The sequence below is a fragment of the Urbifossiella limnaea genome, from assembly GCF_007747215.1.
GTDB lineage: Bacteria > Planctomycetota > Planctomycetia > Gemmatales > Gemmataceae > Urbifossiella > Urbifossiella limnaea.
In genome coordinates this window covers 1-25,003 of record NZ_CP036273.1, presented here as the reverse complement: position 1 = coordinate 25,003, position 25,003 = coordinate 1, and the positions used below count along the sequence as shown (strand labels likewise).

The window sequence follows — 25,003 nt, the reverse complement described above, 5'->3', positions numbered from 1 at the left end:
GACCAGGGAGGGTCGCACCAGTGCTTATTCAGACCGAGTCGAAGGCGCAGGGCTGGCGCGCGGTGGCCGTGTTCGAAGACGGCTCCGAGGCGCTGCTGTTCGTCGGCCGCTCCAGCACGCAGATCCGCCAGGAGTACGTCGAGGCGTACCTGTCGGCGGTGACCGAGGAGGAGTGGGAAGAGGCGACCAGCATCCGCATGGAGCAGTGGAGCGGCGCCCCGGACGCCGGCCGCTGGGTCTCCAAGTCGACCCTCAAGGTCCCCTCCACGTCGCCGGTGAAGCTCCGCCTCGCGGCTTGATGGGAGAGGTTGGGATCCGCTGACCAAGTGACGTAGTGACGAGAAGTGTGGAACGCCCGGGGCCGACCCCCGGGCGTTCTCTTTTCGCGGCTCGGCCCCACAGTCACTTCGTCCCACCGTCCCCCAGTCCTGCCACCGGCCTTGCAACTCGGCCCCCCGGCGCGAACAATAACTCATTCCCCGCGCGAGGGTCCGACGCGATGAACTCCTACGCTTCGCTCTGCGACGACTTCGGCGTGTCGTCGTACGTGCACGGCAAGCTCGACATGCCGACCGCCCGGGAGCCGGTGCTCCACTTCTTCGAGGCGGTCCAGCGCGCGGTGCCGAAGATGACGGAGTTCGAGAAGCGGGCCGACGGCGAGTACATGCTCGAGGAGGAGCGCGACGCCGGCAGCTACCGCTGGTGCTCGCTGGACGCCCGCCGCCTGAGCACGGGGTTCGTGAACCCGCCGGCCCTTGAGGACGCCGACGCGCACAACGAGCGCGTGCTGGAGATGGCGCCGTACCACCTCGACCTGCACGCGCTGCAGACCGAGAGCATGGACGTGCTCTACTACTTCGACCTCCTTTACCAGGGGAACCACGACGAGGTGGTGGCCGAGGCGCTGACCGCCGGCACGCCGCTGGAGAACCTCGTCGGCCTACCCGGCGCCCGGGTGCTGCACCACCAGCCGTCGCTCATGATGGCGCTCGACGAGCACTGCCAGCTGCAGGCGCGGCTCAGCATCGAGACGCGGACGAGCGCGTACCAGGTGCGGACCGGCAACTTCCCCGAGTCGCCGATCACGGTGTACTTCACGATCCGGCAGTTCTGGGGGAAGCAGGCGTTCAAGACGTTCCACGAGTCGTACCGGAACCAGCGCCGGCTGCTGGACGAGTTGGTCGCGAGCCACGTCCTCCCGGGCGTCATCACGCCGCTGCAGCGGGCCATCGCGGCGAAGCAGTAACGGAGGAGGCCGCAGCTCGAGTGGCTGGCGAAGTCCCGCCGTGCGGGGAACTCTCGTCCGCACCGGCCGGGATAGACACCCCGTTGGCACCACCAACGGCCGGGCCGCGGGGTCGGTCGGCGTGGCGATGCCGGGCGGGATGCCGGTCGGCGGCCACGCCGGCGGCGCGCACGATTCGGCGGTCGTGGGGCGGCAGGCGAACTCGTCGAGCCATCACGTGCTGGTCGTGGACGTGACCGCCCGCGGCGCCGGACGCTTGCAGGGCGGAGCCGCCGTGGACCTCACCGTGATCGCTGAGATGGTGTACCTGAGCAACTGACGACACGTCCGGCAACGGCCGCGGGGTGCGGCCGCCCACCAGCCGCCCCCGACTTCGACCGGGGGCGGTCTTCACTCGACTTGCCCCGCCGCGCGGAAGGCTCGCGCGACATCGCTCGAATCCGTGTGGGGTCTCATTCTTGAATTCGGGACGTGTGCCGGTGCGGCACCGGGCGTGCTCGGATTCTCGTCATCCTCGGTCTCGGCTCAAGGAGGACTACCGATGACCCCCAAGAAAGTCCGCTTCCTCGGCCCCCTCGTCTGCCTCACCCTCGCCGCCCTGGCCGGCCAGGCCCGTGCCGCCGACCCGCCGGTCGGTACGGCCCAGGTTCTGCCGGTCCTGACCGTCTCGATGGCCGTCAGCAGCACCGGGCGGGACAGCAAGTGGGCCGTCTACGCCCCGCCGCCGGGGTGGTACGTCCGGAGTCACTACGTGTGTGTGTCGAAACGATCCGGGTATGTGACGTACACGGTCAGTACCGTCCCGACCGGCTGGCAGTGGATGAGCGACGAGCAGGCGGCGGCGATGGGGCGGGCCTCCGGCTCCCTCGGCGTCGTCGTCCCGAGCGTCCTGCAGGCGGGCGGCCAGGCGGCGGGGGCGCGCGACGCCGCCGCCCTGGACCGGCACACGAACCGGTCGAGTCACCACGTGCTACTGGTCGAGGTGACGGCCCGCGGAGCCTGGTACATCCTGCGTGGGAGCAGCATCGAGATGACCGTGTACGCCGACATGGTCTACCTCGGGCAGTGATGCCCCCCGCGCCGCGTTTCGCCGCACGCCCCTGTCCGACCGGGGGCGTTTTTCGTTTCCCGACAGGATGATCACCCCTCTCCTCTCCGCGTTCGCCCGCGGCCTCACCACCGAAATCGCGTTCGACGTGCTCGCCCTCGCCAAGCGGCTGAAGGCCGCCGGCAAGGACGTGATCGAGCTCCAGATCGGCGACAGCCCGTACCCCACGTCGTCGTCGGCGCTCGCCGCGGGGAAGGCCGCGCTCGACGCCGGGCACACGCGCTACGCCCCGTCGATGGGCCTGCCCGACTTCCGCGCCGGGCTGGCGAAGCTCGTCCGCGACGAGTTCGGCATCGCCGCCGGGCCGGAGAACGTGGTCGTCGCGCCCGGGGCGAAGCCGTTCGAGCAGTTCTTCTGCGAGCTGTTCCTCGAACCCGGCGACGCCGTCCTCGTGTTCGAGCCGGCGTTCCCGACGTACCTGCCGAACGTCCTCCGCCGCGGCGCCCGCATGGTGACCGCGCCGCTCACCCCCGAGAACGAGTTCCGCCCCGACCTCGCCGCCGTCGAGCGCTTCGTGCGGGACGAGCCGCGGGCGAAGGCGGTGTTCCTGAACTCGCCGCACAACCCGACCGGCGGCGTCGCCACGAAGGCCGACCTGGAGGGGCTGGCGGCGATCCTCCGCGGCACCGGCGTGGCGCTGTTCAGCGACGAGCCGTACTGCCACATGGTGTGGCGCGGCCGGCACCACTCGCCGCTCGCCGAGCCCGGCATGATGGAGCGGACGGTGGCGGCGTACACGTTCTCGAAGAGCTACAGCATGAGCGGCTGGCGGTGCGGGTTCGCGGTGACGGCCGCGCCGCTGGCCGAGCTGATCGGCAAGATGGTGAACTCGACGCTGTCGTGCGCCCCCCCGTTCGTGCAGCTCGCCGGCCTGGCCGCGATCGAGAAGGACGCCGCCGAGCGCGACCGCACGATGGCGGCGTTCCGCGCCAAGGTAGCGCTGCTCGTCGCGGAGTTGCGGCGGGTGCCGGACGTGAGTGTGGCGGAGCCGGCGGGCACGTTCTACGTGTTCCCGGACGTGCGGCCGCTGTGCCGCCGGCTGGGGATCACGTCGCACGGGCTGGCCATGTACCTGCTGGAAGGCGCGGACGAAAAGCGCGGCGTGGCGTGCCTCGGCGGCGAGTGCTTCGGCCCGGCGGGGCAGGGGTTCTTGCGCTTCAGCACGGCCGAGCCCGACGACCGGCTGCGCGAAGCGGTGGCGTTCCTGGCCGACGCCGTGACGCGAACCGAGCGCGTGGCGGCGTTCCTGGCATCGAACCCGCAGTACCGGGCGGGTGGCCGTTAGGCCGTGGCGCCCCGGCCCAGCCGTTCCACGTGGAACAGCTCACGCCCGCTTCCGCCGCGCGAGCTCCGCCTGCACCTCGGCCAGCGACCGCGTGTTGAACACGTCCTTGGCCTCCAGCCAGCCGCGCCGGGCCACGTCCACGCCGAACCGCGTCAGCGCCAGCTGATCGGGGCTGTGCGCGTCGGGGTTGATGACCAGCAGCACGCCCAGCGCCTTGGCCCGCTTCACGTGAACCCAGTCGAGGTCGAGCCGGTACGGGTTCGCGTTGATCTCCACCATCTTCCCGAAGCGGGCGGCCGTCTTCAGGACCTCCTCCAGGTCGATCTTGTACCCCTCGCGCCGCAGCAGCAGCCGGCCGGTGGCGTGGCCCAGCATCGTCAGCGCCGGGTGAGCCAGCGCGCGGCACACCCGCTCCGTCTGCTCCGCCTCCGTCAGCGTGAAGTGCGTGTGGACGCTGCCGACGACGTAGTCGAACCCGGCGAGCATCTCGTCGTCGTAGTCGAGGGAGCCGTCTTGCAGGATGTCGCTCTCGATTCCCTTGAGGATGCGCACGCCCGACAACTTCGCGTTCACGGCGTCGATCTCGGCCCACTGCTTCCGCACCACGCTCGGCGGCATCCCGCGCGCCACCGCCAGCGACTGCGAGTGGTCGCCGACGCCGAAGTACTCCCAGCCCAGCGCCTTCGCCGCCAGCGCCATCTCCTCCAGCGACGCGCTGCCGTCGCTGTACGTCGTGTGGTTGTGGAACACGCCGCGGATGTCGCCCGGCTCCAGCAGCCGCGGCAGTGCCTTCGCCTCGGCCGCCTCAATCTCGCCGGTGTCCTCGCGCAGCTCCGGCGCGACGTACTCCAGGTCGAGCGCCGCGAAGATGTCCGCCTCGGTCTTGCAGGCGATGGGCGCGTCGGCGGTGCCGAGCCCGTACTCGCTCAGCTGCCAGCCGCGGTCGAGGGCGCGCTGCCGCATCCGGATGTTGTGCGCCTTGCTGCCGGTGAAGTAGTGGAGGCCGAACGGGAACAGGTCGTCCGTCACCACCCGCAGGTCGGCTTGAAGCGTCACCTTCTCGCCGTCCACGCGGGACGTGGCCAGCACGCTCGCCTTCGTCGGCCCCTGGCCGAGCACCCGCACCACCTCGGGGAACGCGGCGAAGGCGTCGATCACCGGCTGCGCGTCGGCGGACGAGGCGAGGATGTCGAGGTCGCCGCACGTCTCGCGGCGGCGGCGGACGCTGCCGCACGCCTCGGCGCGGACCACGCCCGGCAGCGCCCGCACCCGCTCGACCAGCGCCGCGACGAGCCCCGTCGCCTGGTCGATGCGGACGCGCTTCCCGGCCTCCTCGCGGAAGCGGAGGGCTTCGAGGATGTTGGCCTGCGTCTTGGCGCCGAAGCCCTTGAGCTTCGCCACCTCGCCGGCCTCGCACGCGGCCTTCAACTTGTCGAGGGTGTCGACGCCGAGCGCGTCGTGCAGCGCCTTCACCTTCTTGGAGCCGATCCCTTGCAGCTGCCGCATCTCGATCAGGCCGGCGGGCACCTGGCCGCGCAGCTCGGCGAGGTACGGCAGGTCGCCGGTGGTGACGAGGGTGGTGATCTTCTCCGCGAGCGCGGCGCCGAGGCCGCGGACCTGGCCCAGCGTCTTGTCGGCGACAAGCTGCTTCAGGTCGGCCGAGAGGGAGCGGACGGTGCGGGCGCCGTTGAAGTAGGCGTTGCAGCGGAAGGCGTTCTCGCCCTGGAGCTCGAGCAGAACGCCGATCTCGTCCAGGGCATCTGCGACGTCGTCTTTGGACATGGGAGGGGGCTCCGGGCGCGTGGTAGGGGTAGTCTACCAGCGCGCCCGGGCGTCCGCCTGCGGCGTGGCGGCGGCCACACCGCTACGCCGCAGGCGGCGGATCATCAGGCCGCGATCCGCAGCGCCGGCAGCGGCTGCGCGGCGCGCTTGCGGGCCGGGGCGTGCAGCAGAATCTCCATCCCGTTCACCACCCGGTCGGGGCCGCGGCCGTCGTACTGGTTGCGGGCGCAGCGGGTCATCGTCTTCCGCTCCATCGCGTCGTCCAGCAGCAGGTCCACCGCCTCCTTCAGCTGCTCGAACGACACGTCCGCGGCGTCGCCGAGGAACGTCGCCACGCCGTCCTCGTCCATCCGCTTGGCGTTCATCCCGTGCCGCTTCGTCTGGCTCATCACCAGCTGCGGCAGCCCCACCACGCACAGCTCGCCGCTCCACCCGTCGCCGCAGGTCAGCGCGAAGTGGCTCCGCACCAGCCGCGTCATAAGCTCCTTCGCCTCCGTCACCACCTCGACCCGGTCGTCGGCCTCCGCCAGGTCCTTCAGGTCGGCGTAGCGCGGGTGGTGGCTGCGGCACGCCACCGACACCTTGGCCACCTTGCCCATCTCCAGCAGCTGCTGCGTGCGGGTGAACGCCTCGCCGGCCGGGTCGTCGTCGCCCATCGCCACCAGCGCGCGGAACGGGCCGACCGGCTCGGTGGCGCGGATCGTGCGCTGCCGGCGGAACACGCCGCGGCAGAGCGCGTACTTGTGGCCGAGCAGCAGCTGCGTCCCCGGCCCGGGGCGGTACGCCTTGCGGCCGGGCGCCGAGAACGGGTTCACCACGACGTCGGCGTCGAACCGCATCCCGGCGGTGCTGTCGAACACGACCACCAGCGTGCCGGTGGCGCGCAGGTCGGCGAGGTAGTCCTCGTCGTAGCCGTCGCCGGCGAGGATGACGGCGGCGGCGTTCAGCCGGCGGACCTGCGCGATGGTGGCGCCGAGGTCGCCGGCGCTGCCGAGCGTCTGGTTCGCGGGAATCCAGTCGTTGTTGCCGCGGTTCACGGCGATGGCGAGGGACGCCGGGTCGAGGTAGCTGAGGAAGTGCGTGCCGCGGCGGCGCCGCTGGAACGCGGCGGCCAGCGACAGGCACTGGTAGAACGGCTCCCAGCCGCCGTCGGGCGTGCCGTCGCAACGAAACAGGATCGGGCCTCGGGTCGCATCCATGCGCGGGGGCTCCTGCACCACGGGGGTGGGGACGGAGCGCGGCCGGGCCGGGGCGCACCGGGGGCGCGGCCGGGCGTGCGGGGGCACGCGGCGGGACGCGGACGCGGTGCGTCGGGCAAGGTCGCGCGGGTCGGGGGTGGTGCGACAGGACCGCCGAAGTGCGCCCCGATGAGGGGCACCGCGGGAAGCGCGGCGGCGGGCCTCGACACCTCTTCTCACGGGGCCGGGCTGGCCCCACCGCGTTGCCTTCGGGTTCCGGTCCGTTGGCAGGCGGGTCGGGCGACGGGTTCCGGTCCGTCGCCTGACGGGGCGGATGCTAAGGGAGAATTCGCGCCGCGGACAAGGTCACTTTCACAGCGCGACCGTATCCGGCTCTCCGAGCCGGCCCCGTCAGGGGTCGGAGCATTCCGTGCGCAGGACGCTCCGACCCCTGACGGGGCCGGCTCGGGAAGCGCGGCCGGCGCGGCAGCGTAGATTCCCCCTTCCGCCGCGCCGGCGCCCACGCTATGAGCTCGCCATTGTCCCCGCGGGAGGCGGGGCACCCGGAGGAATCGCATGGACGCCACCGCCACCAAACCCCGCCTCGGCCGCGGGCTCTCCGCCCTCCTCGGCGACGCCGGAACCGCCGACGCGCCCGCCAACCGGCTCCCCGTCGGCGACGTGAAGCAGAACCCCTACCAGCCCCGCAAGCGGTTCGACGACGACGAACTCGCGTCGCTCACCGACAGCGTCAAGTCGCACGGCGTGCTGCAACCCATCGTCGTCCGCCAGACCGGCGACGGCTTCCAGCTCATCGCCGGCGAGCGGCGGCTGCGTGCCGCGCAGGCCGCCGGCCTCGCCGACGTGCCCGTCCACGTCGTCGCGTTCGACGACCAGCAGGTGTTCGAGGCGGCGCTCGTCGAGAACATCCAGCGGAGCGACCTGAACCCGATCGAGAAGGCGCAGGGCTTCCGCGACTACCTCGACAAGTTCGGCGTGTCGCAGGAAGTGCTCGGGGCCAAGCTCGGCCTCGACCGCACCACCGTGAGCAACCTCCTCGGCCTCCTCAACCTGCCGCCGGAGGTGCAGGACGCGGTGCGGCTGGGGCAGATCAGCCTCGGCCACGCCAAGGTGCTGAAGGGCGTGCCCGACGCCGACCGGCAGCTCGCCCTGTGCCGCGAGACGATCCTCAAGAACTACTCCGTCCGCGCGCTGGAGGTGCTCGTCAAGCAGCAGCTGGTGGAGGCCGGGGCCGCGGCGCCGGCCGCGGAGGAGGAGGCCGAGGAGCGGCGGCCGGTGGAGAAGACGGCCCACGTGAAGGGGATCGAGGACGACCTGCGGCAGCGGCTGGCGGTGAAGATCGACATCAAGGTGAAGGCGAAGGACAAGGGGCAAATCGTCATCGGGTTCGACAGCAACGACGACTTCGAGCGGATCGTGGCGGCGCTGACCAAGTAAGCCGCGTCGCAGGCGAGCGGCCCGCGTCGCAGGCGAGCGGCCCGCGTCAGCGGGCTGTTCCCGATCGCAGCACTTCTGCGATCAGGAACAGCCCGCTGACGCGGGCCGCTCGCCTTCTCACTTCGCCTTCTCACTTCGCCTTTCGCTTGCCCCACCCCCCGCGATCCGCTACCCTGCCCGCGTCGCTCCCGGGCCAGGAGACCACCCCATGCCGACACGGATGTTCGTCCTCTCCGCGGCGCTGCTCGCCGTCGCCGCCCAACAGCCGGCGCTCGAGTTCCAGGCGTTCGCGTCCGCCGCCGGGCGCTACAAGGTCATCTTCCCCGGCGCCGTGAAGACGGAGACGACCGAGGTGAAGACGCCGAGCGGCCCGCGCACCCTCACCTTCGACTCCGTCACCCTCGACAACGACGTGCGGTTCATGGTGACGTACATCGACCCGCCCGACGACGTGGCCAAGCTCCCCGCCGGGCCGCGGCTCGACAAGGTCCGCGACGCCGCGAAGGGGACCGACGGCAAGGTCGTGCTCGACAAGGAAATCGTGGTCGGCGGCGAGAAGCACCCCGGCCGCGACGTGCTCATCGAGAAGCCGCTGTACGCGGTGCGGAACCGCGTGGTGATCGCCGGCCCGCGGCTGTACCAGGTGCTCGTGCAGGGGCCGAAGGCGTTCGTCACCGGCCGCGACGCCGACCGCTTCCTCGACGCCTTCGAGGTGACGAAGTGAGTACCCGAGCCGTTCGCGGGGCCGCGCTCGCGCTGCTGCTCTCGGCCGGCGCCGGGGTCGCGCAGCCGGACGCCGGCGTGGACGTGAGCCCGTCCGGCGGGCGGTTCAAGGTGCGCTTCCCCGGCAAGCCCGAGGAGCGGTCGCTGAAGGCCAAGACGCAACTCGGCGAGCTCACCGTCTACTCCGCCACGTTCGCCACGCCCGACGGCAGCATCTACGTCGTGAGCCACGTCGACTACCCGGCGGCCGCCGCCGGCCCGGCCGAGCACCCGCGGCTGCTCGACGGCGCCCGCGACGGCCTGAAGGGGAAGGACGGCAAGCTGGTGTCGGAGGCGCCGGTCGCGCACGGCCCGGACAAGGTCGGCGGCCGCGAGGTGGTCGTGGACAAGGGGAAAGTCCAGCTCCGCTACCGCCTCTTCATGCGCGACACGCGGCTGTACCAGGTCGGCGCCGTCGGCGCCGGCGGGTTCGTCACCGGCAAGGCGGCCTCCGACTTCCTGGACTCGTTCGAACTGGTCAAGTAACCCCGGAGGCTCCGATGCGGTTCGTACTCGCGGCGGCGGTCGCGGCAGTCGGCGTGGTCGCCGGCGCGCAGGACGACGCGGGCGGCCGCTACGTTTCGAAGGACGGCGGCTACTCGATCAAGTTCCCGAAGGGGGCCACGCCCAAGACCAAGACGCAGGACGCCCCCGGCGGCCTCACGATGGTGATGACCATCACCGAGCAGGACAAGAAGTCGCACGTGGCGATGTTCATGGAGCTGCCGGCGGGGACGCTGAAGGCCATCCCGGCCAAGTCGATCCTGGACGGCGCGTCCGGCGGGGCGCTGCAGAAGAGCGGCGGCAAGGCGGTCAGCCAGACGGACTTCGCCTTCGGCAAGGGCAAGCTCCCCGCCCGCGAGCTGGTGGTGGACAAGGACGGGATGGTCGTGAAGACGCACATCATCGTCGCCGACCCGAAGGTGTTCGTGCTGGTGGTCGGCGGCCCCGACAAGTACGGCACCAGCAAGGCGGCGACGGAGTTCCTCAACTCGTTCGAGATTCTCCCGCCGGCGAAGGCGAAGGCGGACTGACCCGGGGAGGCACGCGCATGCGGTACCGGTTCGCGGCGGCTGCGGCCGCCCTGTCGTGCGTGCTGGTCGGGCCCGCTCAGGTCGGACCCGCTCAGGTCGGACCTGCCAAGCGATACGTGTCGAAGGAGGGCGGGTTCGCCGTCGTGTTCCCTGGCGGCGGGCCGGTAAAGTCGAAGACCACCGACACCCCCGGCGGTCCGCGGTCGAGCACAGTCGGTACCGAGTCGCACGGTAAGGCCTACAAGGTTACGTACGCGGAGCTTTCGCCCCAGGTGTTCAACGGCAGGACGCCAGACCTGATTTACCTCGATCTGCTGTCGGGGGCCGGTTTTGAGTTGAACCAGCAGAAGGTGATCCCGGGCAAGAACGAGAACACCGGCCGCGAGGTGGTGATCGAGAAGGACGGGAAATTCACCCGTACCCAAATGTTCCTATCCGGTTCCAAGCTCTACATCCTATTCGCCGGGGGTGACAAGACGGCTGTGCTCGGCAAGGACGGTCAGGGGTTTTTCAAGTCGTTCGAGATCACTCCGCCGGCGAAGCCGAAGGCCGGGAATGACGCACCACCGGGGGGCGAGGGATGAAGTACCGCAGCGCGTTGATGACCGTCATAATGTCGTGCGGCGCGGTCCTGACGGCGGCCGACGTGCCGACTGAGCGGTACGTCTCCGCCGAGGGCGGCTACGTGGCGTTCTTCCCCGAAGGCGCCGACATCAAGACGAAGACCGTGGACATCCCCGGCGGCCTGAAGGCCGTGATCACCACGGCGACGCTCAAGGCCGCCCAGCAGACCTACATCGTGACCTACACGCCGCACCAGAAGGGCGTGCTCAAGGCGCCGGCGAAGGCGACGCTGGAGCTGGGCGAGAAGGCGACGATCGCCCAGCCGAAGACGACCCGCCTCGGCGCGAAGGACTTCCTGTACGGGAAGGCGAAGTACCCCGCGCGCGAAATCCTGACCGAGCGCGACGGCCACCAGACGCGGACGCGGTTCGTCGCCGCCGACCCGGTGCTGTACACGATCGTGGTGGGCGGCCCGAAGGAGTTCGCGTCGGGCGAGGCGGCCTCGGCGTTCCTGGACTCGATCGAGCTCACCCCCGGCAAGGTGAAGGCGAAGAAGTAACGCGCGGCGAGCCCACCGCCTGACCGCGGACGGCTCGCCATCCTTGGCCCGAAATAATTGTCTAGACGACTATTGTCCCGCCGGGTAAAATGCGACTATGAGTAGCGGCAGGGGCGTGCACCGGTTCGACAGCCCGGAGCAGGAGGCGTTCCTGAATCTGTGGCGGACCTACGACCGGCTGCGGGCGCTCGAGGACGAGCTGTTCGCCGGCTTCGAGCTGACGCCGCAGCTGTACAACCTGCTGCGGCTGCTCAAGGCCGCCCGCCCGGCCGCGGTGCCGACGCTCGCCCTCGCCGACCGCCTCGTCAGCCGGGCACCGGACGTGACGCGGATGCTCGACAAGCTGGAGGCGCGCGGCCTCGTGTCGCGCGTCCGCAGCGTCGAGGACCGCCGCTCGGTGCTGGTCGAAGTCACGGACGCCGGGCTGGCGCTGCTGGCCCGGATCGCGGCGCCGCTGCGGGCCTGCCACGCCCGCCAGCTCGGCCACCTTTCGCCGGACGACCTGGAGCGGCTAACGGAGCTGCTGAAGGCCGCCCGCGCCCCGCACGAAACCTCGGAGACCTGGCAATGACTCCTTCCGAAGTCGATGTCGTCGTGATCGGCGGCGGCCCGTCCGGCGCCACCTGCTCGACGCTCCTGGCGAAGCAGGGCTTCCGCGTCGAGCTGTTCGAGCGCGAGCACTTCCCGCGCTTCCACATCGGCGAGTCCATGATCCCCGACACGTACCACGGGCTGAAGCGCACCGGGCTGCTGGACAAGATGAAGGGGAGCCACTTCGTCAAGAAGTACTCGGTGCAGTTCGTCAACCAGCGCGGCAAGCTGTCGGAGCCCTTCTACTTCAACGAGCACAAGCCGCACGAGTCGAGCCAGACGTGGCAGGTGCGGCGGAGCGAGTTCGACAAGCTCAACCTCGACAACGCCCGCGACAACGGTGTGAAGGTCCACGAGGGCGCCCGCATCCTGGAGGTGCTGTTCGAGGGCACCCGCGCCGTCGGCGTCCGCGTGAAGCCGGAGGACGGCCCGGAGCGCGAGGTGCGTTCGAAGGTGGTCGTGGACGCGAGCGGGCAGAGCACGCTCATCATCGACCGCTTCGGCCTCCGCGAGTGGGACCCGGCGCTGAAGAAGGCGGCGCTGTGGACGTACTGGAAGGGCGCCTTCCGCGACCCGGGCAAGGACGAGGGCGCCACCATCGTCATCCAGACGGAAGGCAAGAAGGGCTGGTTCTGGTACATCCCGCTCCACGACGACATCGTGAGCGTCGGGGTGGTGGCCGACCACGACTACCTGTTCAAGAACCGCGACACGAAGGACCTGGAGGCGCTGTACTTCGAGGAGGTTGCGAAGGCGCCGGGCGTGCAGCCGCGCATCGCCAACGCCCAGCGCTGCGACATCTTCCGCGTGCAGAAGGAGTACAGCTACCGCGCCACGCAGGCCGCCGGCGACGGCTGGTGCCTCGTCGGCGACGCCTTCGGCTTCCTCGACCCGCTGTACTCGTCGGGCCTGCTCCTGGCACTCACCAGCGGCACGATGGCGGCCGACTGCATCACCGAGGCGCTCCGTACGGGCGATACGAGCGCGGCGCAGCTGCGGAAGTGGGAGCCGGCTTACCTTCAAGGGATGAACCGCATCCGGCGGCTGGTGTGCGAGTTCTACGACGGCCTGAGCTTCGGGCGGTTCGTGAAGAAGCACCCGCACCTGAAGGGGCTCGTGACCGACGTGCTGATCGGCGACGTGTTCAAGGACGACGTGGACCAGCTGTGGCCGCCGATGGACGAGCTGCGTGCCGAGCAGAACCTCCCGGCGTACGCCGCCGTATGAACTCGACCCTGGAAATGCCCGTCGTCCGCGCCGCCCGACCCGCCTGGGTCGGGCCGCTCGTCTACGTGCTGATGCTCGCGGCCGGCGTCGGCGTGTTTCTGCTCGTGCGGCAGGTCGGCGCTTCACTCGCCGCCCCCGCCGCGCCCGCAAATGCGATCTCCGTTTCGGCGCCGAAGGCGGGCCAGGTGGACGTGGTGGCGCACGTCCTCGCCACGCTCGCGGCGATCGTCGGCCTCGGGTTCGCGCTCGGCCGGCTGTTCCGCTACCTCGGCCAGCCCCCCGTCATCGGCGAGGTCATCGCCGGCATCCTGCTCGGGCCGTCGCTCCTCGGCGCGATCTCACCCGACGCCATGCACCTGCTGATCCCCGCGCCCGCCGACGACCCCAAAGGGCAGGTCACGGCCGCGCTGCGGGCCGTCGCGCAGCTCGGCGTGGTGCTGTACATGTTCCTCGTCGGCCTGGAGCTGAACGGGGCAAAGCTGAAGGGGCACGCGCACGCCGCTGTGGCCATCTCGCACGCCAGCATCGTCGCGCCGTTCGCCCTCGGCCTGCTGCTGGCGCTGCCGCTGTACCCGCGGGTGTCGCACGCCGGGGTGCCGTTCGTCAGCTTCGCGCTGTTCATGGGGGTGGCGCTGTCCGTCACGGCGTTCCCGGTGCTGGCGCGCATCCTCGCCGACCGCGGCCTCGACCGCACCCCCGCCGGCGTGATAGCCCTCGGCTGCGCCGCCGCCGACGACGTGACCGCGTGGTGCCTCCTGGCGCTGGTGGTCGGCGTGGCGCGCGCCGAAGTGGGGTCGGCCCTCGGCGTCATCGCCGGCGCGGCGGCGTTGATTGCGGTGATGTTCGTCGTGGTCGGCCCGTTGGCCCGCTGGGCGTGCCGCGAGCTCGACGGGATGGTGAAACTGCCTCCAGCCGTCATCCCGATCTTGTTCGTGCTGGTGCTGCTGAGTGCGCTGGCGACGGAACTGATCGGCATCCACGCGGTGTTCGGCGCGTTCCTGCTCGGGGCGGTGATCCCGCACGACAGCCGGGTGGCGCGCGAGATCACGCGGGCGTTGAAGGACGTGGTGACCGTGCTGCTGCTGCCGGCCTTCTTCGCCCTGGCCGGCCTCCGCACCGAGCTGGGCCTCCTCGACAGCTGGGCGAGCTGGGGGATGTGCGCCGGCATCATCCTCGTGGCGACGCTGGGGAAGTTCGGCGGCACATACCTGGCAGCGACGTTCACCGGCTACGACCGTCGGACCGCGGCGGCGCTCGGCGCGATGATGAACACCCGCGGCCTGATGGGGCTGATCGTGCTGGACATCGGTCTGAGCCTGGGGGTGATCTCCCCGACGCTGTTCGCCATGATGGTGCTGATGGCCCTGGCGACGACGCTGGCCACCGCGCCGGCCCTGGCGCGGCTGTTGCCTTCGGACCGTGAAGCCGGCTCGAACCTCCCGTAGGTCTTGCCTCGCCGATCACGGCCCCTTGCGTCCGTCGCCCGCGTCTGCGACCGTAACGGCGTAACCCGCCCGACGAGCCGGACGACTTCGAGATCGAGCACGTCGGCGACGCGACCGTCTTCCGCTTCCGCCGCCGGTCCGTCTTCGACGAGCAATCGGTCAACTGGTTCGGAGAGAACGCGTTCCGGGTCGCCGACACGGGCGCCCCGCCCCAGATCGTATTCGACTTCCGGAACGTGACGCTCGTCTCCAGCGCCTGCCTCGGCAAGCTCTTAACCCTCCACCGGAAGGTGCAAGCCGGCGGGGGGTGGTTGAAGGTCATCAACCTCCGCCCGGAGGTCGCGGAGGTCTTCCGGATCACCCGCCTCGACCGACTCTTCGGCAGCGACGACGACGAGGGCGGGTCGGGCGTTCCGGCGCGGGTCCGCCCGCCGACGCCGTCCGACCGTGGGGCGGTCGCGCTCCCGCCGCCCCCGCCCGAACCCGAGTGAGCCCGCCCGGCGTACAATACCGCAGACACCGCCGACACCCGTGGGTTGGCCCTCCGCCACGTACAAAAACAAGGAGCCGCGATGCCGGCCGTTCTCGACGACGTGTCCGCCGAAATCCTCGACCTCAAGAAGCAACTCGGCGCCACCATCCTGGCCCACTACTACCAGGACGGCGACATTCAGGCACTCGCCGACATCACCGGCGACAGCCTGAAGCTGGCCCGCGAGGCCACCAAGGTCGATTCGCCCGTCATCGTGTTCTGCGGCGTCCTGTTCATGGCCGAGACGGCCAAGATGCTCAACCCCACGAAGACGGTGCTCCTCCCGGACCTGCAAGCCGGGTGCAGCCTCGTGGACGCCTGCCCCGCGGACAAGCTCGCCCACTACCAGGACTTCCTCCGCGCGAACGACCGGAAGTTCCAGACCGTCTGCTACATCAACAGCTCGGCGAAGGTGAAAGCGCTGTCCGACTGGGTGGTGACGAGCGGCAACGCGGTGGAGGTGGTGCGCGACAAGGTGCCGGCGGGCTACGAGGTGCTGTTCGTGCCCGACAAGCACCTCGGCCGGTACGTCGGCGAGGTGACCGGCCGCGACATGATTCTGTGGGACGGCTCGTGCATGGTCCACGAGATCTTCAGCCTGACGGACCTGCTGAAGCAGCAGAAGGAGCACCCCGGCGCGGTGACGATCGCGCACCCGGAGTGCCCGAAGAACATCCTCGACCACGCGGACTTCGTCGGCGGCACGGAGGTGATGATCCGCCACGTCGGCACGTTCCAGGAGCCGACGACGTTCCTGGTGGCGACCGAGCCGAACATGATGTGGCAGCTGGAGCAGCGCTACCCGCGGCACACGTACCTGGGGGTGCCGGGCATCACGTGTTCGTGCAACGCCTGCCCGCACATGGCGCGGAACACGCTGGAGAAGATCCGCGACTGCATGCGGAACCGGGCGCCGGAGATCACGTGGCAGCCGGAGTTCGACAAGGCCCGCGAGGTGCTGACGCGGAGCCTGCTGAACCCGCCGGCGCCCGCGCCGCACCCCGTGGGGGACTGACCATGAGTACGACAACCGAACCGACCACGAACGGCGTTGCGGCGCCCCCGCTGTCGCCGCTAGACGTGTTGACCCTGCCTCAAGCGGCGGCTTACCTTCAGCTTCCACCTGACATGCTCCAGGCGGAAGCGACCAACAGGCAGCTTCGCGGACGGCGCCTGGGTGACGAGTGGCGTTTCGTCCGCGAAGACCTTGTCCGGTGGGTGCGGACCGACCCGGTGCCACCCGCCATCCCGGACGAAACCGAGGAGGAGTATCAGGAATTTCTGGCGACGCTCGCCCGACACCGGGACGAGATCGACCGCTACCACGGCTGCGGGAAGTACGCACCGGAATGACATACCTCCTCGACACAGACTCTTTGAGCCTTGCCTACATCGGCCACGACATCCGGGTACGGATGGCGCGCGTAGCGCCACCGGACCGCATTGCCGTTCCCGTAATCACGCGGTTCGAAGTTCTTAAAGGCCGTATCGAGGCGATCCTGAAAGCCGCCGACGGCCCAGGCGCGCTCCGCATGGCCGAGCGGCTTCGAGCGTCGGAAGACTACATGGCCAAATTCCAGGTTCTTCCGTTCGACTCGAACGCGGGGACCGAGTTCGACCGCATGCTGGCCAACAAAGCGCTCCGGAAGGTCGGTCGCGCGGATCTGCTCATCGCCAGTATCACCCTCGCCCACAAGGCGACGCTCGTCACGCGCAACCTCAAGGACTTCACGCTCGTCCCCGGCCTCGCCGTCGAGAACTGGGCCGACTGACCCCCGCGAAGGACTCCCCCCGTGCCGCCGATTGTCCCCGCCCGGTTCCTCGTCCGCGTCGCCCACCCGTGCCCGTACGTCAAGGACGTGCCCACCACCGGGGACGACGCCGACCACCTCGTCGACCTGCCGGACGCCGCCCGCCTCGACACCTTCGCCGCGCTCGACGGCCGAGCCGACTTCGCCGACGTGCGCCTCGCGTGGAACGAACTCGGCGTCGCCGTGCAGGCCACGGTCACCGGCAAGCAGCAGGCGCCGAGCGGCGACGTGAGCAAGCCGTGGGCGTCGGACGGGCTCACCCTGTGGCTCGACACCCGCGGCGACCGCACCAGCCACCGGGCGAGCCGCACCTGCCACCAGTTCCACCTCCTGCCGGCCGGCGGCGGCCCCGACCAGGAGGAGCCCGCCGTCGCGCAGTCGAAGATCAACCGCGCGCTGCAGGATGCGCCGCTGTGCAACCCGGCCGACGTGCCGTTCCGCAGTGCGAAGGTGAAGGGCGGTTACCGCCTGGAGGCGTTCCTACCGGCGACCGTGCTGAGCGGCTACGACCCCGAGCAGCACCCGCGGCTCGGCGTGTACTACGTCGTGCGCGACCACGAGAAGGGCGACCAGTTCCTCGCCGTGAACGCCGACTTCCCCGTCGCCGACGACCCCTCGCTGTGGGCGGTGCTGGAGCTGGTGAAGTGACGAGCCGCTCGCGGCTTCGCGCCCCGGGGTGCGAAGCCGCGAGCGGCGGCGGACGTGTCACGCCCCGTAGTCGATGTCCTCGGGGTTGTTGATCTTGTGGTCCATGATGAACGCCTTGCGGCCCTCCACCTCCTCGCCCATCAGCGTCCGGAACAGCTCCTCCGCTCGCTGGGCGTCGTTCACCGTCACCTGCAGCAGCGTGCGGTGCTTCGGGTCGAGCGTCGTCTCCCACAGCTCCTCGGGGTCCATCTCGCCCAGCCCCTTGAACCGCGTCACCACCATCCCCTTCTCGCCGAGCCGCCGCACCTCCGCTACGAGCTCGCGCAGGTGGCTCAGCTCCTTGCGGCCGCCGTCGCGCTCCAGCACGTACCGCACCGCCGGGTCGCGGCCGGCCAGCCGCGGCAGCGGCACCAGGTCCGCCGGCACGAACCCGTAGTCCTTCTCCAGCCGGGCCGCCGCCCGGTTCAGCGCCCGCACCTCGTGCCACTCGTCCAGCGTGTAGCGCGCGGCCTCGTCCACCGGCGCGGCCTCCGCGCCGTCGGCGGGGGCGATCAGGTCGTCGGCCAGCACCAGTTCCCGCCCGAGCTTCGCCGCCTGTGCCGTGCGGTACGCCGCGACCTCCTCGGCCGTGTAGAACAGGTGCTCCTCGCGGCCGTGGCGGACGTGGTAGCCGGGGAACCGGCCGTCCTTGAAGCGGCCGACGAACGACTCGAACGTGTGCCCGCGGCGCTCCAGGCTCTGCACTGCCGCCTCGGCCTCGGTCAGTACCGGCAGCAGCTTCGCCAGGTCGTCGCTCGCCACCGTCCGCGGCGTCGTGGCGCCGGGCCGGCCGTCGCCGGTGACCACGAGCCCGGTGTCCTTCGTGCCGCGGTACAGCAGCTCCTTCGCCATCTCCTCGCGGGTCTGGACGAACCGCGTCTCCTTCTTCTGCACCACCTTGTACAGCGGCGGCCGCGACACGTACACGTGCCCGTCCTCGACCAGCTTCCGCATCTGGCGGAAGAAGAACGTCAGCAGCAGGGTGCGGATGTGCTGGCCGTCCACGTCGGCGTCGGTGAGGATGATGATCTTCCCGTACCGCACCTTGCTGATGTCCTCGACGTTGAGGATGTCCACGCCCACGGCCGAGATCAGCGCCGCGATCTCGTTGTTCTTCAGCAGCTTCTCCAGCCGCGCCTTCTCGACGTTCAGCACCTTGCCCCGCAGCGGCAGCACGGCCTGGAACATGCGGTCGCGGCCGCCCTCGGCGCTGCCGCCGGCCGAGTCGCCCTCGACGAGGAACAGCTCGCTCTTCTCGCGGTCGCGGGTGGTGCAGTCGAACAGCTTGCCGGGGAGGCCGCCGCCCGAGAGGAGGTTCTTGCGGTCCTTGATCGCCTCGCGGGCCTTGCGGGCGGCGATGCGGGCCTCGGCGGCGAGCACGATCTTCTTGCAGATCAGCGTCGCCTCCTTCGGGTGCGTCTCCAGGTAGTCGGTGAGCGCCTCGTAGATCACCCCGGACACGATCCCCTCGGCCTCCGGGTTGTTCAGCTTCACCTTCGTCTGCGACTCGAACAGCGGGTCGGGGTGGGCGAGGCTGACGACCGAGGTGAGCCCCTCGCGAAAGTCTTCGCCCTTGATCTCGATGCCGTCCTTGAACTGGTTGGTCTTCTTGCCGTAGGCGTTCACCGCGCGGGTGACGCCGGCGCGGAAGCCCGACAGGTGCGTGCCGCCCATCGGGTTGTACGCCCCGTTGGTGAAGCACCGCTCGATCTTCTCTTCGCCCTGCGTGTACTGGAACGCCACCTCGACGCCGACCGACAGCGTCTTGCCGTCGTTGCTCTGGTAGGTCACGTCGCGCTGGATGTACACCGGCGCGTGCACCGGCACCTCGCCGACGTTCAGGGCGGTGACGTACTCGGCGATGCCGCCCTCGAACTGGAAGTGCTCGCTCTTGCCCGTGCGCTCGTCGCCGAGCGCGATGGCGAGCCCCTTGTTGAGGTACGCCATCTCGCGCAGCCGCTCCGCGAGCGTGTCGTACTCGAAGGTGAGCGTGCCGAAGAACTCGGGGTCGGGGTCGGGCTTGAAGGTGATGGTGGTGCCGGTCTTCCCGTCGGGGATCGGCCCCAGGTCTTGCAGCTTGCTGGTGGCGTACCCCTTCTCGAACTCCATCTTCCAGACGCGCCCCTCGCGGCGGACCTCGACCTCGGTCCACTCCGACAGCGCGTTGACGGCCTTCGCCCCCATGCCGTGCAGGCCCACGGACACGCGGTAGGCGTCGTTGTCGAACTTGCCGCTGGTGCCGGCGACGGTGAGGGCTTCCTCGAGCGCCGAGCGGCCGGTGTCGGCCTTGGTGCCGATCGGGATGCCGCGGCCGTCGTCGGCGACGGAGATGGAGCCGTCCTTGTGGAGGACGACCTTGATGCTCTTGCAGTAGCCGACGAGCGCCTCGTCGACGGAGTTGGCGACGACCTCGTAGACGAGGTGGTGGAGCCCCGCGGACTGGGTGTTGCCGACGTACATCCCCGGGTTCTGGCGGATGTGGGCGGCGTCCTTCAGGGTCTTGATGTTCTTGTCGTCGTAGGTCGGGGCGGCGGCGTCGGTGCTCATCGCGGGGGAATCCTTCGGCTAGAGGAATTCGACGTGGTTCCGCATGTCGTCGGCGGTCAACACCCCATTGACCAAGAGTAGGGCGTTGATGAGACCACGGACATTATTCTGGTATTTCAACTGGTGGCAGTAGGCGACACCGGCAAACTCCTCGCCAGCTGCGAGAAAGTCTGCTGCGTGCGAGAGAAAGTCATCATCGTGAGTTACGACAACACGGCCGTCCTCGGTGGCAAACCGAAGTTGATCAGGGTCAGGCATGCTTGCCCGCCCGGCTTCGGCAATAGTGAGCACGTCTGCCCCATCTGCGCGGAGAGCGTCAGCAGCATCGTTGGCGATATGCTCATCGAAGAAGTAGCGAAGATCACTAGCCACCGCGCTTCTCCGGAGTCTCTACCCCAGTCTGCAATGTGGCGTAAAGACTTGAGGTCCACCGCGATTTGATCCGGTCTTGACGATTAAGCTCATCCCGCTCGGCATCGAGCTCTACGCGGTGTTGACGGTAAAAGGCCAGTACCGCCTGCATACTCTCCGCTACGAGAATCGGATACTTCTCAGCGATCTGAGCGGGAGTAAGTCCCTCTTGCTCCCCCACGAGGAACGGATACTTCTCAGCGATCTGAGCAGGTGTAAGTCCCTCTTGCACCGCACGAGCGACTATTTCCAGAATGTCGATCTCTATCACCTGAACAGCTTGCTGCGACTCGCTCGGTTTCGGGTAGGAAGAATTCTTGGCCAATTTGGCCTGAACCTTCGACGGCCAGAACTGGCGGTACTTCTCCTCCACCTCGTGTCCCCGACGAATATCCGCCTCGATCTCCTCGCGGTGGTCGAGGTAGTATGCGATCGCGGCGTGGACGTCGGCAACGCTAATGGTCGGGTATTGTTCGACGATCTGGGCCGGCGTCATCCCGGACATCTCGTGCCAGATCATCACGTCCATGACGCGAATCCGGTGGCCGGCGATGCACGCTTTCCCGCCGCACACGCCCGGCGTCTTCGAGATGTGTTCGGTACTCACGGTCAGCATGGTGTCCCTCATGGTGTGAACGTCACGCCCCCGCGCGGAACTTCAGGTCCGTCAGCGTCACGGCGGGGAGCGCCGGGCGGAGCTTGCCGAGCAGCGCCCGCTTGTGGTACTGCGCCAGCTCCTGCAACAGCGGGCCGGCCCGCACCTCGATCTCCAGCACACCGCGGCGGATCCCGAGCACCTTCGTCTGCGCCGCCACGTCCGCGCCGGCGGCGGCGGCCCACGCGGCTTCGAGGTTCAGCCGGTCGTTCTTCCGGCCCCACCCGCGCGACGTGAACAGCCGGCCGAGGATGTCGGCGATGTTCTCCGGACCCTTGTCCGGTGTCCGTTGTCCGTTGTAATTTGGGGGGGTCATTGGTCGGTTCCACGGGAACGAAACTCGGGTCACGAAACCGCGCGGATCAGCTCCCCAAATTCCAACGGACGACGAACAAATTACCCCGCCAGCGGCATGACGAGGTACTGGTACCCGTCGCCGCAGCGGAACAGCGCCGGCTTACTCCCGTCGCTCATCTCCAGGTTCACGACCGGCTCGCCCTCCAGCGCCTTCAGGAACTCCACCAGGTACTGCGGGTCGAACGCGATCCGCACCTCCGGGCCGTCGTACTCCGGCAGCGGCAGCTCGACTTCGCTGCTCCCCGTGTCCGCGCCGCGGGCCTGCATCGACACCTTCCCCGGCTCGAACGTCATGTCCACCCGCTTGCTCTCGTCGTCGGTCATGATCGCCGCCTGCCGCACCCGCGACATGAACGCCGGCACCGGCAGCACCACCCGCACGTGCGCCCCCTTCTTCGTCTGCCCGATGATGTCGCGGTACGGCGGGTAGCGCCCCTCCACGAGCCGGGTGTAGATCATGGCCCGCTCCGTCTGGAACAGCGCCTCGTTCGCCCGCAGCCCCACCCGCACCAGCTCGCCGTCGTCGGTCAGGTTCCGCTCCAGCAGCTGCATCGTCTTCGCGGGAACGAGGTGCGACGCCTTCGTGGCCTCGGCCGGGCCGTACAGCGTCGCCGGCCCCTCGCACACTGCCAGCCGCTTGCTGTCGGTGGCGACCAGCCGGGCGGTCTTGCCTTCGGCCTCCCACAGAACGCCGCTCAGGGCGAAGCGGGTGCTGTCCTTCTTGTCCGCGGCGAAGGCGGTGCGGCGGATCATCGTCCGCAGCACGCCGGCGGTCACCTCGTGGTAGCGGCCGCCGTCGTCGAACGTGGGCAGGTCGGGGAACTCCTCGACGGGGTAGCCGTGCATCTCGAAGCGGCTGGTGCCCGTCTTCACCTTCGTCCGGTTGTCGTCGGCGTCGAGGCTGATGTCGTCGTCGCTACTCTCGCGGAGGATTTGCGTGAGCTGGGCGATGGGGAGGATGGCCGAGCCGGGCCGGCCGACGAGGATGCCGCGGAGCTCGTAGCGGATGCCCACCTCGGTGTCGGTGGCGACGAGCGTGAGACCGTCGCCCTGGGCGGTAGCCTTGACGTTGGACAGGATCGGCTTGGTGGTGCGGGCGGCGACCGCAGCCCCGACGAGGGCGCACGCGGTCTGCAAGCTGTCCCGCTGGCACGTGACTTTCATCGCGGTCTCCTGCCGTCCGTGGGCTCGGGTTCGCCTCGCTCGGCGAGGGGTGGGGTATTTACCCTCAATCCTTGAGTATATCCATCCAGTAGACACAGTAAGGCGGCCGCACGTCCTGGCGCGCCGACGGTGTACGTTGCCGCAAGCCCCGTGGCAGCAAGCGGATCGGCGAACCGATCGCCTGTGGAAAACCTGGCGCGCCGCTGGCGCGCCGCTGATTTCCTGAGCCGCGCACTCCTGGGGTCGTGTTCGCGGTCGCTTCCGGGGGGTGGTGCGCGCCGCTCGCGGACGGCGGCGCGCCACTGGCGCGCCAGGTTTTCCACAGGGGGCGCGCCAGTCGGTGACACCGACCGGCCGACACTCGGGCGTCACCCACCATTACGAACTCGGGAGCGGGAAATCGCCTTCGTCGAAGTCGTAGGCCTGCACGCCCCTAACCGCGGTAACGATGTCGCGGCTCCCGATCAACTCGGTCGTACCCCCCACCGCCAGCACGCGGTCCTTGTGCATCACCACGCCGAGGCCGTGGTCGCGGTCCCAGCCGGTCTGGAACTCGAACGAGCTGAACCCGCACTCGTCCAGCCCGCTGTCGGCCAGGCCGACGCCGACGAGTTTGAACAGGTGGTCCACCGCGGCGGGCTCCTCAAGCGGCACCCGCTTTTCGATCTGCGTCCAGTACTTCTGCAACGACTTGACGTGCGGCAAGTCTTCGTCCCGGTGTTGGGCCATCTGCTTGCGGTGCCACGCGAACAGCTTGCGGCGCAGGGCGACTTCGATCGCGGCGGCGTGGGCGAGAACGTACTCCCACGCCCGCTCGTGTGCCGCGCCGAACCCGTTGCCGCCGGCGTTGTACAGGATGACCTCCACCTCGGATCCCGCGTCGCGGGCCGACGGGCAACCCGGGTCCGGGCTCGGGCCGTGGCGCTTGCTGACTTTCAGCTTCGGGTATTCGGGGTACGGCGGGGCGACCGCCACGACCGCGCCCGAAAGGAGCGGCTTGGCGGTCCGCCAGAACTGCCGGAACCCGATCAACTCCGGGTCGGGAGTGAAGTTGTCCAGGAACACGCGCGTCGCACCTTGTGTGGTTTGCCGCCGACCGACCCCCCGGATCGCCGGTCCGCTCGCCAGGTCCGCCCCGCTCTCGACCAGCACGCGGAGCGACTCGACGTTGTTGACCCGTGCCGCAATCATCAGGGCCGTTGGCTACCGATGCCTCGCCTGCCGGACCTCGCGCAATCTGCCGACGGCACCGACGAGGCCCATGACCCAACCGACCGGGTAGGGCAGAAGGACCAGCCCCCACCAGATCGACCGCCCGCTCTCGCCCCCGATACCTCCCAGCGCACTCAGCCCCCACAGGATGCCAACGCCCGCCGCCACAAGGCCGAAGGACCAGCCGAGAAACCGACGGTACCGACTGCCGCCGAGCCACGCGCCGAGCGCTACCATGCCGGTTCCCGGGAGGATGAGGAGTGAACCCTCCAGCGGGTCGACGGCCCCGACACACATGGCAATGAGGCCGACGACAACGAAAAGGCCTGACCATCGGTCACGGCCGATCATCGGAACATCCTCTGACTAATGACCCACTCTGAGCAGTGGCTGGCCTCATCGCCTCACTCCGCCACCTCCGCCCGCAGCCGCCGCACCACCCCCGCCAGCCGCTCGTCGCCGGCCAACTCCGCGCGGATCTTCCGCACCGCGTGCAGCACCGTCGTGTGGTCCCGCCCGAACGCCGCCGCCAGGCGCGGGAACGACAGGCCGCACACCTCGCGGGCCAGGAACATCGCCACCTGCCGCGGCACCAGCACCCGCCGCAGCCGGCTCGCCCCCAGCAGCTCCTTCGGGCTCACGCCGAACGCCGCCGCCACCTTCTCAATGATCCCCGCGACGGTTGGCCCGGTCGAGGTCGGATGACCGCCCGCCGCCAGAATCGCCTCGCACGCGGCCCGGTCGAGCGGACCCACCGTCGCCCCCAGCGCCGCCAGCCGGCCCAGCGCCGAACGCATCCCGCCCGCCGCGGCCAACCAGTCGAGGGCGTCGGCGGTCAGCCGCCCGGCCGCGGCGTCGGCCAGCACGAGCCGCCGCGCCTCGACCCCGGGCGCCTCCAGCGGCACCACCAGCCCGGCGGTCAGCCGCGAGGTCAGCGCCTGGGGCAACTCCAGCTGCGACGGCGCGACGGTCGTGGTGACCATCACCGGCCGCCCGCGGCTGGTGCGGCGGTCGAGCAGGTCGGCGACCGCCCCCGCTTCCCGCGGCGGCAGCACCTGCACGTCCTCGAGCACGAGCAGGTCGGCGGCCCGCAGGTCGGCGTCGGCGAAGCCGTCGGCGGCGGGGTCGGCGGCGGCGCGGGCCACGTCGCCGGCGGCCACGACCCGCGCCGTGGCGGTGCCGGTGGACACCTCGGCGAGCAGCGCCCCGACCAGCGCCGACTTGCCGCAGCCGGTCGGCCCGTGGAGCACGAGCGGCGACACGGCCGGCCGCCTGCCGAGCACGACGACGCGGGCCAGGCTCCGGGCCGCCCGCACCGCGAAGCGGTTCTCGGGGACGACTCGAAGACCGTGCCAGCGTCCGGAGTCCGTCCCGGCGGCGGTGTTCAT

General features: G+C 69.9%; 29 protein-coding genes. 19 read left to right on the top strand and 10 right to left on the bottom strand.

The genetic code is table 11. The annotated features are described in order from the left end of the window. The first annotated feature begins 20 nt into the window (after positions 1–20). The 5 genes from ETAA1_RS00145 (at position 21) to ETAA1_RS00125 (ending at position 3,639) form a co-directional block, all read left to right on the top strand. Positions 21–299, top strand: a complete 279-nt coding sequence (locus ETAA1_RS00145; RefSeq protein WP_145233220.1) for a hypothetical protein — start codon at positions 21–23, stop codon at positions 297–299. 200 nt (positions 300–499) lie between these two features. After that, positions 500–1,246 carry a hypothetical protein gene (locus ETAA1_RS00140; RefSeq protein WP_145233218.1) on the top strand — a complete coding sequence of 249 codons (747 nt, stop codon included), beginning with the start codon at positions 500–502 and terminating at the stop codon, positions 1,244–1,246. A 40-nt stretch (positions 1,247–1,286) separates the two neighbouring features. Then, entirely contained in the window at positions 1,287–1,565 is a 279-nt protein-coding gene (locus ETAA1_RS00135; RefSeq protein ID WP_145233216.1) for a hypothetical protein, read from the top strand. Between the two features lie 222 nt (positions 1,566–1,787). Further along, positions 1,788–2,315: a hypothetical protein gene (locus tag ETAA1_RS00130; RefSeq protein WP_145233214.1), complete on the top strand. Its 528-nt coding sequence runs from the start codon at positions 1,788–1,790 to the stop codon at positions 2,313–2,315. 67 nt (positions 2,316–2,382) lie between these two features. Beyond that, a complete protein-coding gene (locus ETAA1_RS00125) occupies positions 2,383–3,639 on the top strand; it encodes a pyridoxal phosphate-dependent aminotransferase (protein WP_145233212.1) in 1,257 nt (418 codons plus the stop codon). A gap of 39 nt (positions 3,640–3,678) precedes the next feature. On the opposite strand, the gene polX is transcribed toward ETAA1_RS00125, so the two are convergent. Further along, on the bottom strand, positions 3,679–5,421 hold the full coding sequence (polX, locus tag ETAA1_RS00120) for a DNA polymerase/3'-5' exonuclease PolX (protein ID WP_145233210.1): 1,743 nt from the start codon (positions 5,419–5,421) through the stop codon (positions 3,679–3,681). Between the two features lie 104 nt (positions 5,422–5,525). Beyond that, a complete protein-coding gene (locus tag ETAA1_RS00115; RefSeq protein ID WP_145233208.1) occupies positions 5,526–6,620 on the bottom strand; it encodes a PseG/SpsG family protein in 1,095 nt (364 codons plus the stop codon). Positions 6,621–7,175: 555 nt separating this feature from the next. Here ETAA1_RS00115 and ETAA1_RS00110 point away from each other — a divergent pair. From ETAA1_RS00110 to ETAA1_RS00045, 14 genes are all read left to right on the top strand, one after another. After that, complete coding sequence (locus ETAA1_RS00110) at positions 7,176–8,057, top strand: ParB/RepB/Spo0J family partition protein (protein ID WP_145233206.1); 882 nt, start codon at positions 7,176–7,178, stop codon at positions 8,055–8,057. Between the two features lie 208 nt (positions 8,058–8,265). Next, complete coding sequence (locus tag ETAA1_RS00105; protein ID WP_145233205.1) at positions 8,266–8,781, top strand: hypothetical protein; 516 nt, start codon at positions 8,266–8,268, stop codon at positions 8,779–8,781. Continuing rightward, the gene (locus ETAA1_RS00100) at positions 8,778–9,305 is read left to right on the top strand and encodes a hypothetical protein (RefSeq protein ID WP_145233203.1); all 528 of its coding nucleotides are present in this window, start codon (positions 8,778–8,780) and stop codon (positions 9,303–9,305) included. The genes ETAA1_RS00105 and ETAA1_RS00100 overlap by 4 nt, the downstream gene beginning before the upstream one ends. A 14-nt stretch (positions 9,306–9,319) precedes the next feature. Beyond that, the gene (locus ETAA1_RS00095; RefSeq protein WP_145233201.1) at positions 9,320–9,853 is read left to right on the top strand and encodes a hypothetical protein; all 534 of its coding nucleotides are present in this window, start codon (positions 9,320–9,322) and stop codon (positions 9,851–9,853) included. 17 nt (positions 9,854–9,870) lie between these two features. After that, a complete protein-coding gene (locus tag ETAA1_RS00090) occupies positions 9,871–10,437 on the top strand; it encodes a hypothetical protein (protein ID WP_145233199.1) in 567 nt (188 codons plus the stop codon). Then, positions 10,434–10,976, top strand: coding sequence for a hypothetical protein (locus ETAA1_RS00085; RefSeq protein WP_145233197.1), 543 nt, complete (start codon positions 10,434–10,436; stop codon positions 10,974–10,976). The genes ETAA1_RS00090 and ETAA1_RS00085 overlap by 4 nt, the downstream gene beginning before the upstream one ends. A gap of 115 nt (positions 10,977–11,091) precedes the next feature. After that, a complete protein-coding gene (locus ETAA1_RS00080; protein ID WP_238389336.1) occupies positions 11,092–11,547 on the top strand; it encodes a MarR family winged helix-turn-helix transcriptional regulator in 456 nt (151 codons plus the stop codon). Then, on the top strand, positions 11,544–12,794 hold the full coding sequence (locus ETAA1_RS00075; protein WP_145233193.1) for an NAD(P)/FAD-dependent oxidoreductase: 1,251 nt from the start codon (positions 11,544–11,546) through the stop codon (positions 12,792–12,794). The genes ETAA1_RS00080 and ETAA1_RS00075 overlap by 4 nt, the downstream gene beginning before the upstream one ends. Beyond that, a complete protein-coding gene (locus tag ETAA1_RS00070) occupies positions 12,791–14,239 on the top strand; it encodes a cation:proton antiporter (protein ID WP_238389335.1) in 1,449 nt (482 codons plus the stop codon). Before ETAA1_RS00075 ends, ETAA1_RS00070 begins: the two co-directional genes overlap by 4 nt. Positions 14,240–14,331: 92 nt before the next feature. Beyond that, positions 14,332–14,730 carry an STAS domain-containing protein gene (locus ETAA1_RS00065; protein WP_145233191.1) on the top strand — a complete coding sequence of 133 codons (399 nt, stop codon included), beginning with the start codon at positions 14,332–14,334 and terminating at the stop codon, positions 14,728–14,730. Between the two features lie 81 nt (positions 14,731–14,811). Continuing rightward, a complete protein-coding gene (nadA, locus tag ETAA1_RS00060; protein WP_145233190.1) occupies positions 14,812–15,786 on the top strand; it encodes a quinolinate synthase NadA in 975 nt (324 codons plus the stop codon). A 2-nt stretch (positions 15,787–15,788) separates the two neighbouring features. Further along, positions 15,789–16,124, top strand: coding sequence for a helix-turn-helix domain-containing protein (locus ETAA1_RS00055; protein WP_145233188.1), 336 nt, complete (start codon positions 15,789–15,791; stop codon positions 16,122–16,124). Continuing rightward, positions 16,121–16,543 carry a type II toxin-antitoxin system VapC family toxin gene (locus tag ETAA1_RS00050; protein ID WP_145233186.1) on the top strand — a complete coding sequence of 141 codons (423 nt, stop codon included), beginning with the start codon at positions 16,121–16,123 and terminating at the stop codon, positions 16,541–16,543. The genes ETAA1_RS00055 and ETAA1_RS00050 overlap by 4 nt, the downstream gene beginning before the upstream one ends. 21 nt (positions 16,544–16,564) lie before the next feature. Beyond that, complete coding sequence (locus tag ETAA1_RS00045; protein ID WP_145233184.1) at positions 16,565–17,230, top strand: DOMON domain-containing protein; 666 nt, start codon at positions 16,565–16,567, stop codon at positions 17,228–17,230. A gap of 57 nt (positions 17,231–17,287) precedes the next feature. Here the strand turns inward: ETAA1_RS00045 and ETAA1_RS00040 are convergent, their stop codons facing one another. From ETAA1_RS00040 to ETAA1_RS00005, 8 genes are all read right to left on the bottom strand, one after another. Beyond that, the gene (locus ETAA1_RS00040) at positions 17,288–19,816 is read right to left on the bottom strand and encodes a DNA gyrase subunit B (RefSeq protein WP_145233182.1); all 2,529 of its coding nucleotides are present in this window, start codon (positions 19,814–19,816) and stop codon (positions 17,288–17,290) included. Positions 19,817–19,834: 18 nt separating this feature from the next. Next, a complete protein-coding gene (locus ETAA1_RS00035; protein ID WP_145233181.1) occupies positions 19,835–20,188 on the bottom strand; it encodes a DUF5615 family PIN-like protein in 354 nt (117 codons plus the stop codon). Continuing rightward, complete coding sequence (locus ETAA1_RS00030) at positions 20,181–20,843, bottom strand: DUF433 domain-containing protein (protein WP_145233179.1); 663 nt, start codon at positions 20,841–20,843, stop codon at positions 20,181–20,183. Before ETAA1_RS00030 ends, ETAA1_RS00035 begins: the two co-directional genes overlap by 8 nt. Positions 20,844–20,865: 22 nt before the next feature. Beyond that, a complete protein-coding gene (locus ETAA1_RS00025; protein WP_145233177.1) occupies positions 20,866–21,198 on the bottom strand; it encodes a DciA family protein in 333 nt (110 codons plus the stop codon). Between the two features lie 80 nt (positions 21,199–21,278). Beyond that, positions 21,279–22,403, bottom strand: a complete 1,125-nt coding sequence (gene dnaN / locus ETAA1_RS00020) for a DNA polymerase III subunit beta (protein WP_145233175.1) — start codon at positions 22,401–22,403, stop codon at positions 21,279–21,281. A 378-nt stretch (positions 22,404–22,781) separates the two neighbouring features. Then, positions 22,782–23,594: a DUF6985 domain-containing protein gene (locus tag ETAA1_RS00015; RefSeq protein ID WP_145233173.1), complete on the bottom strand. Its 813-nt coding sequence runs from the start codon at positions 23,592–23,594 to the stop codon at positions 22,782–22,784. 12 nt (positions 23,595–23,606) lie between these two features. Then, positions 23,607–23,966, bottom strand: coding sequence for a hypothetical protein (locus ETAA1_RS00010; protein WP_145233171.1), 360 nt, complete (start codon positions 23,964–23,966; stop codon positions 23,607–23,609). Positions 23,967–24,019: 53 nt separating this feature from the next. Then, a complete protein-coding gene (locus ETAA1_RS00005) occupies positions 24,020–25,003 on the bottom strand; it encodes a DnaA/Hda family protein (RefSeq protein WP_145244514.1) in 984 nt (327 codons plus the stop codon).

Coding starts and splice junctions, on each gene's coding strand:
- ETAA1_RS00140 (WP_145233218.1), top strand. CDS start 500: ATGAACTCCTACGCTTCGCTCTGCGACGACTTCGGCGTGTCGTCGTAC.
- ETAA1_RS00130 (WP_145233214.1), top strand. CDS start 1,788: ATGACCCCCAAGAAAGTCCGCTTCCTCGGCCCCCTCGTCTGCCTCACC.
- ETAA1_RS00125 (WP_145233212.1), top strand. CDS start 2,383: ATGATCACCCCTCTCCTCTCCGCGTTCGCCCGCGGCCTCACCACCGAA.
- polX (WP_145233210.1), bottom strand. CDS start 5,421: ATGTCCAAAGACGACGTCGCAGATGCCCTGGACGAGATCGGCGTTCTG.
- ETAA1_RS00115 (WP_145233208.1), bottom strand. CDS start 6,620: ATGGATGCGACCCGAGGCCCGATCCTGTTTCGTTGCGACGGCACGCCC.
- ETAA1_RS00110 (WP_145233206.1), top strand. CDS start 7,176: ATGGACGCCACCGCCACCAAACCCCGCCTCGGCCGCGGGCTCTCCGCC.
- ETAA1_RS00105 (WP_145233205.1), top strand. CDS start 8,266: ATGCCGACACGGATGTTCGTCCTCTCCGCGGCGCTGCTCGCCGTCGCC.
- ETAA1_RS00095 (WP_145233201.1), top strand. CDS start 9,320: ATGCGGTTCGTACTCGCGGCGGCGGTCGCGGCAGTCGGCGTGGTCGCC.
- ETAA1_RS00090 (WP_145233199.1), top strand. CDS start 9,871: ATGCGGTACCGGTTCGCGGCGGCTGCGGCCGCCCTGTCGTGCGTGCTG.
- ETAA1_RS00085 (WP_145233197.1), top strand. CDS start 10,434: ATGAAGTACCGCAGCGCGTTGATGACCGTCATAATGTCGTGCGGCGCG.
- ETAA1_RS00075 (WP_145233193.1), top strand. CDS start 11,544: ATGACTCCTTCCGAAGTCGATGTCGTCGTGATCGGCGGCGGCCCGTCC.
- ETAA1_RS00070 (WP_238389335.1), top strand. CDS start 12,791: ATGAACTCGACCCTGGAAATGCCCGTCGTCCGCGCCGCCCGACCCGCC.
- nadA (WP_145233190.1), top strand. CDS start 14,812: ATGCCGGCCGTTCTCGACGACGTGTCCGCCGAAATCCTCGACCTCAAG.
- ETAA1_RS00055 (WP_145233188.1), top strand. CDS start 15,789: ATGAGTACGACAACCGAACCGACCACGAACGGCGTTGCGGCGCCCCCG.
- ETAA1_RS00050 (WP_145233186.1), top strand. CDS start 16,121: ATGACATACCTCCTCGACACAGACTCTTTGAGCCTTGCCTACATCGGC.
- ETAA1_RS00040 (WP_145233182.1), bottom strand. CDS start 19,816: ATGAGCACCGACGCCGCCGCCCCGACCTACGACGACAAGAACATCAAG.
- ETAA1_RS00030 (WP_145233179.1), bottom strand. CDS start 20,843: ATGCTGACCGTGAGTACCGAACACATCTCGAAGACGCCGGGCGTGTGC.
- ETAA1_RS00025 (WP_145233177.1), bottom strand. CDS start 21,198: ATGACCCCCCCAAATTACAACGGACAACGGACACCGGACAAGGGTCCG.
- dnaN (WP_145233175.1), bottom strand. CDS start 22,403: ATGAAAGTCACGTGCCAGCGGGACAGCTTGCAGACCGCGTGCGCCCTC.
- ETAA1_RS00015 (WP_145233173.1), bottom strand. CDS start 23,594: ATGATTGCGGCACGGGTCAACAACGTCGAGTCGCTCCGCGTGCTGGTC.
- ETAA1_RS00010 (WP_145233171.1), bottom strand. CDS start 23,966: ATGATCGGCCGTGACCGATGGTCAGGCCTTTTCGTTGTCGTCGGCCTC.
- ETAA1_RS00005 (WP_145244514.1), bottom strand. CDS start 25,003: ATGAACACCGCCGCCGGGACGGACTCCGGACGCTGGCACGGTCTTCGA.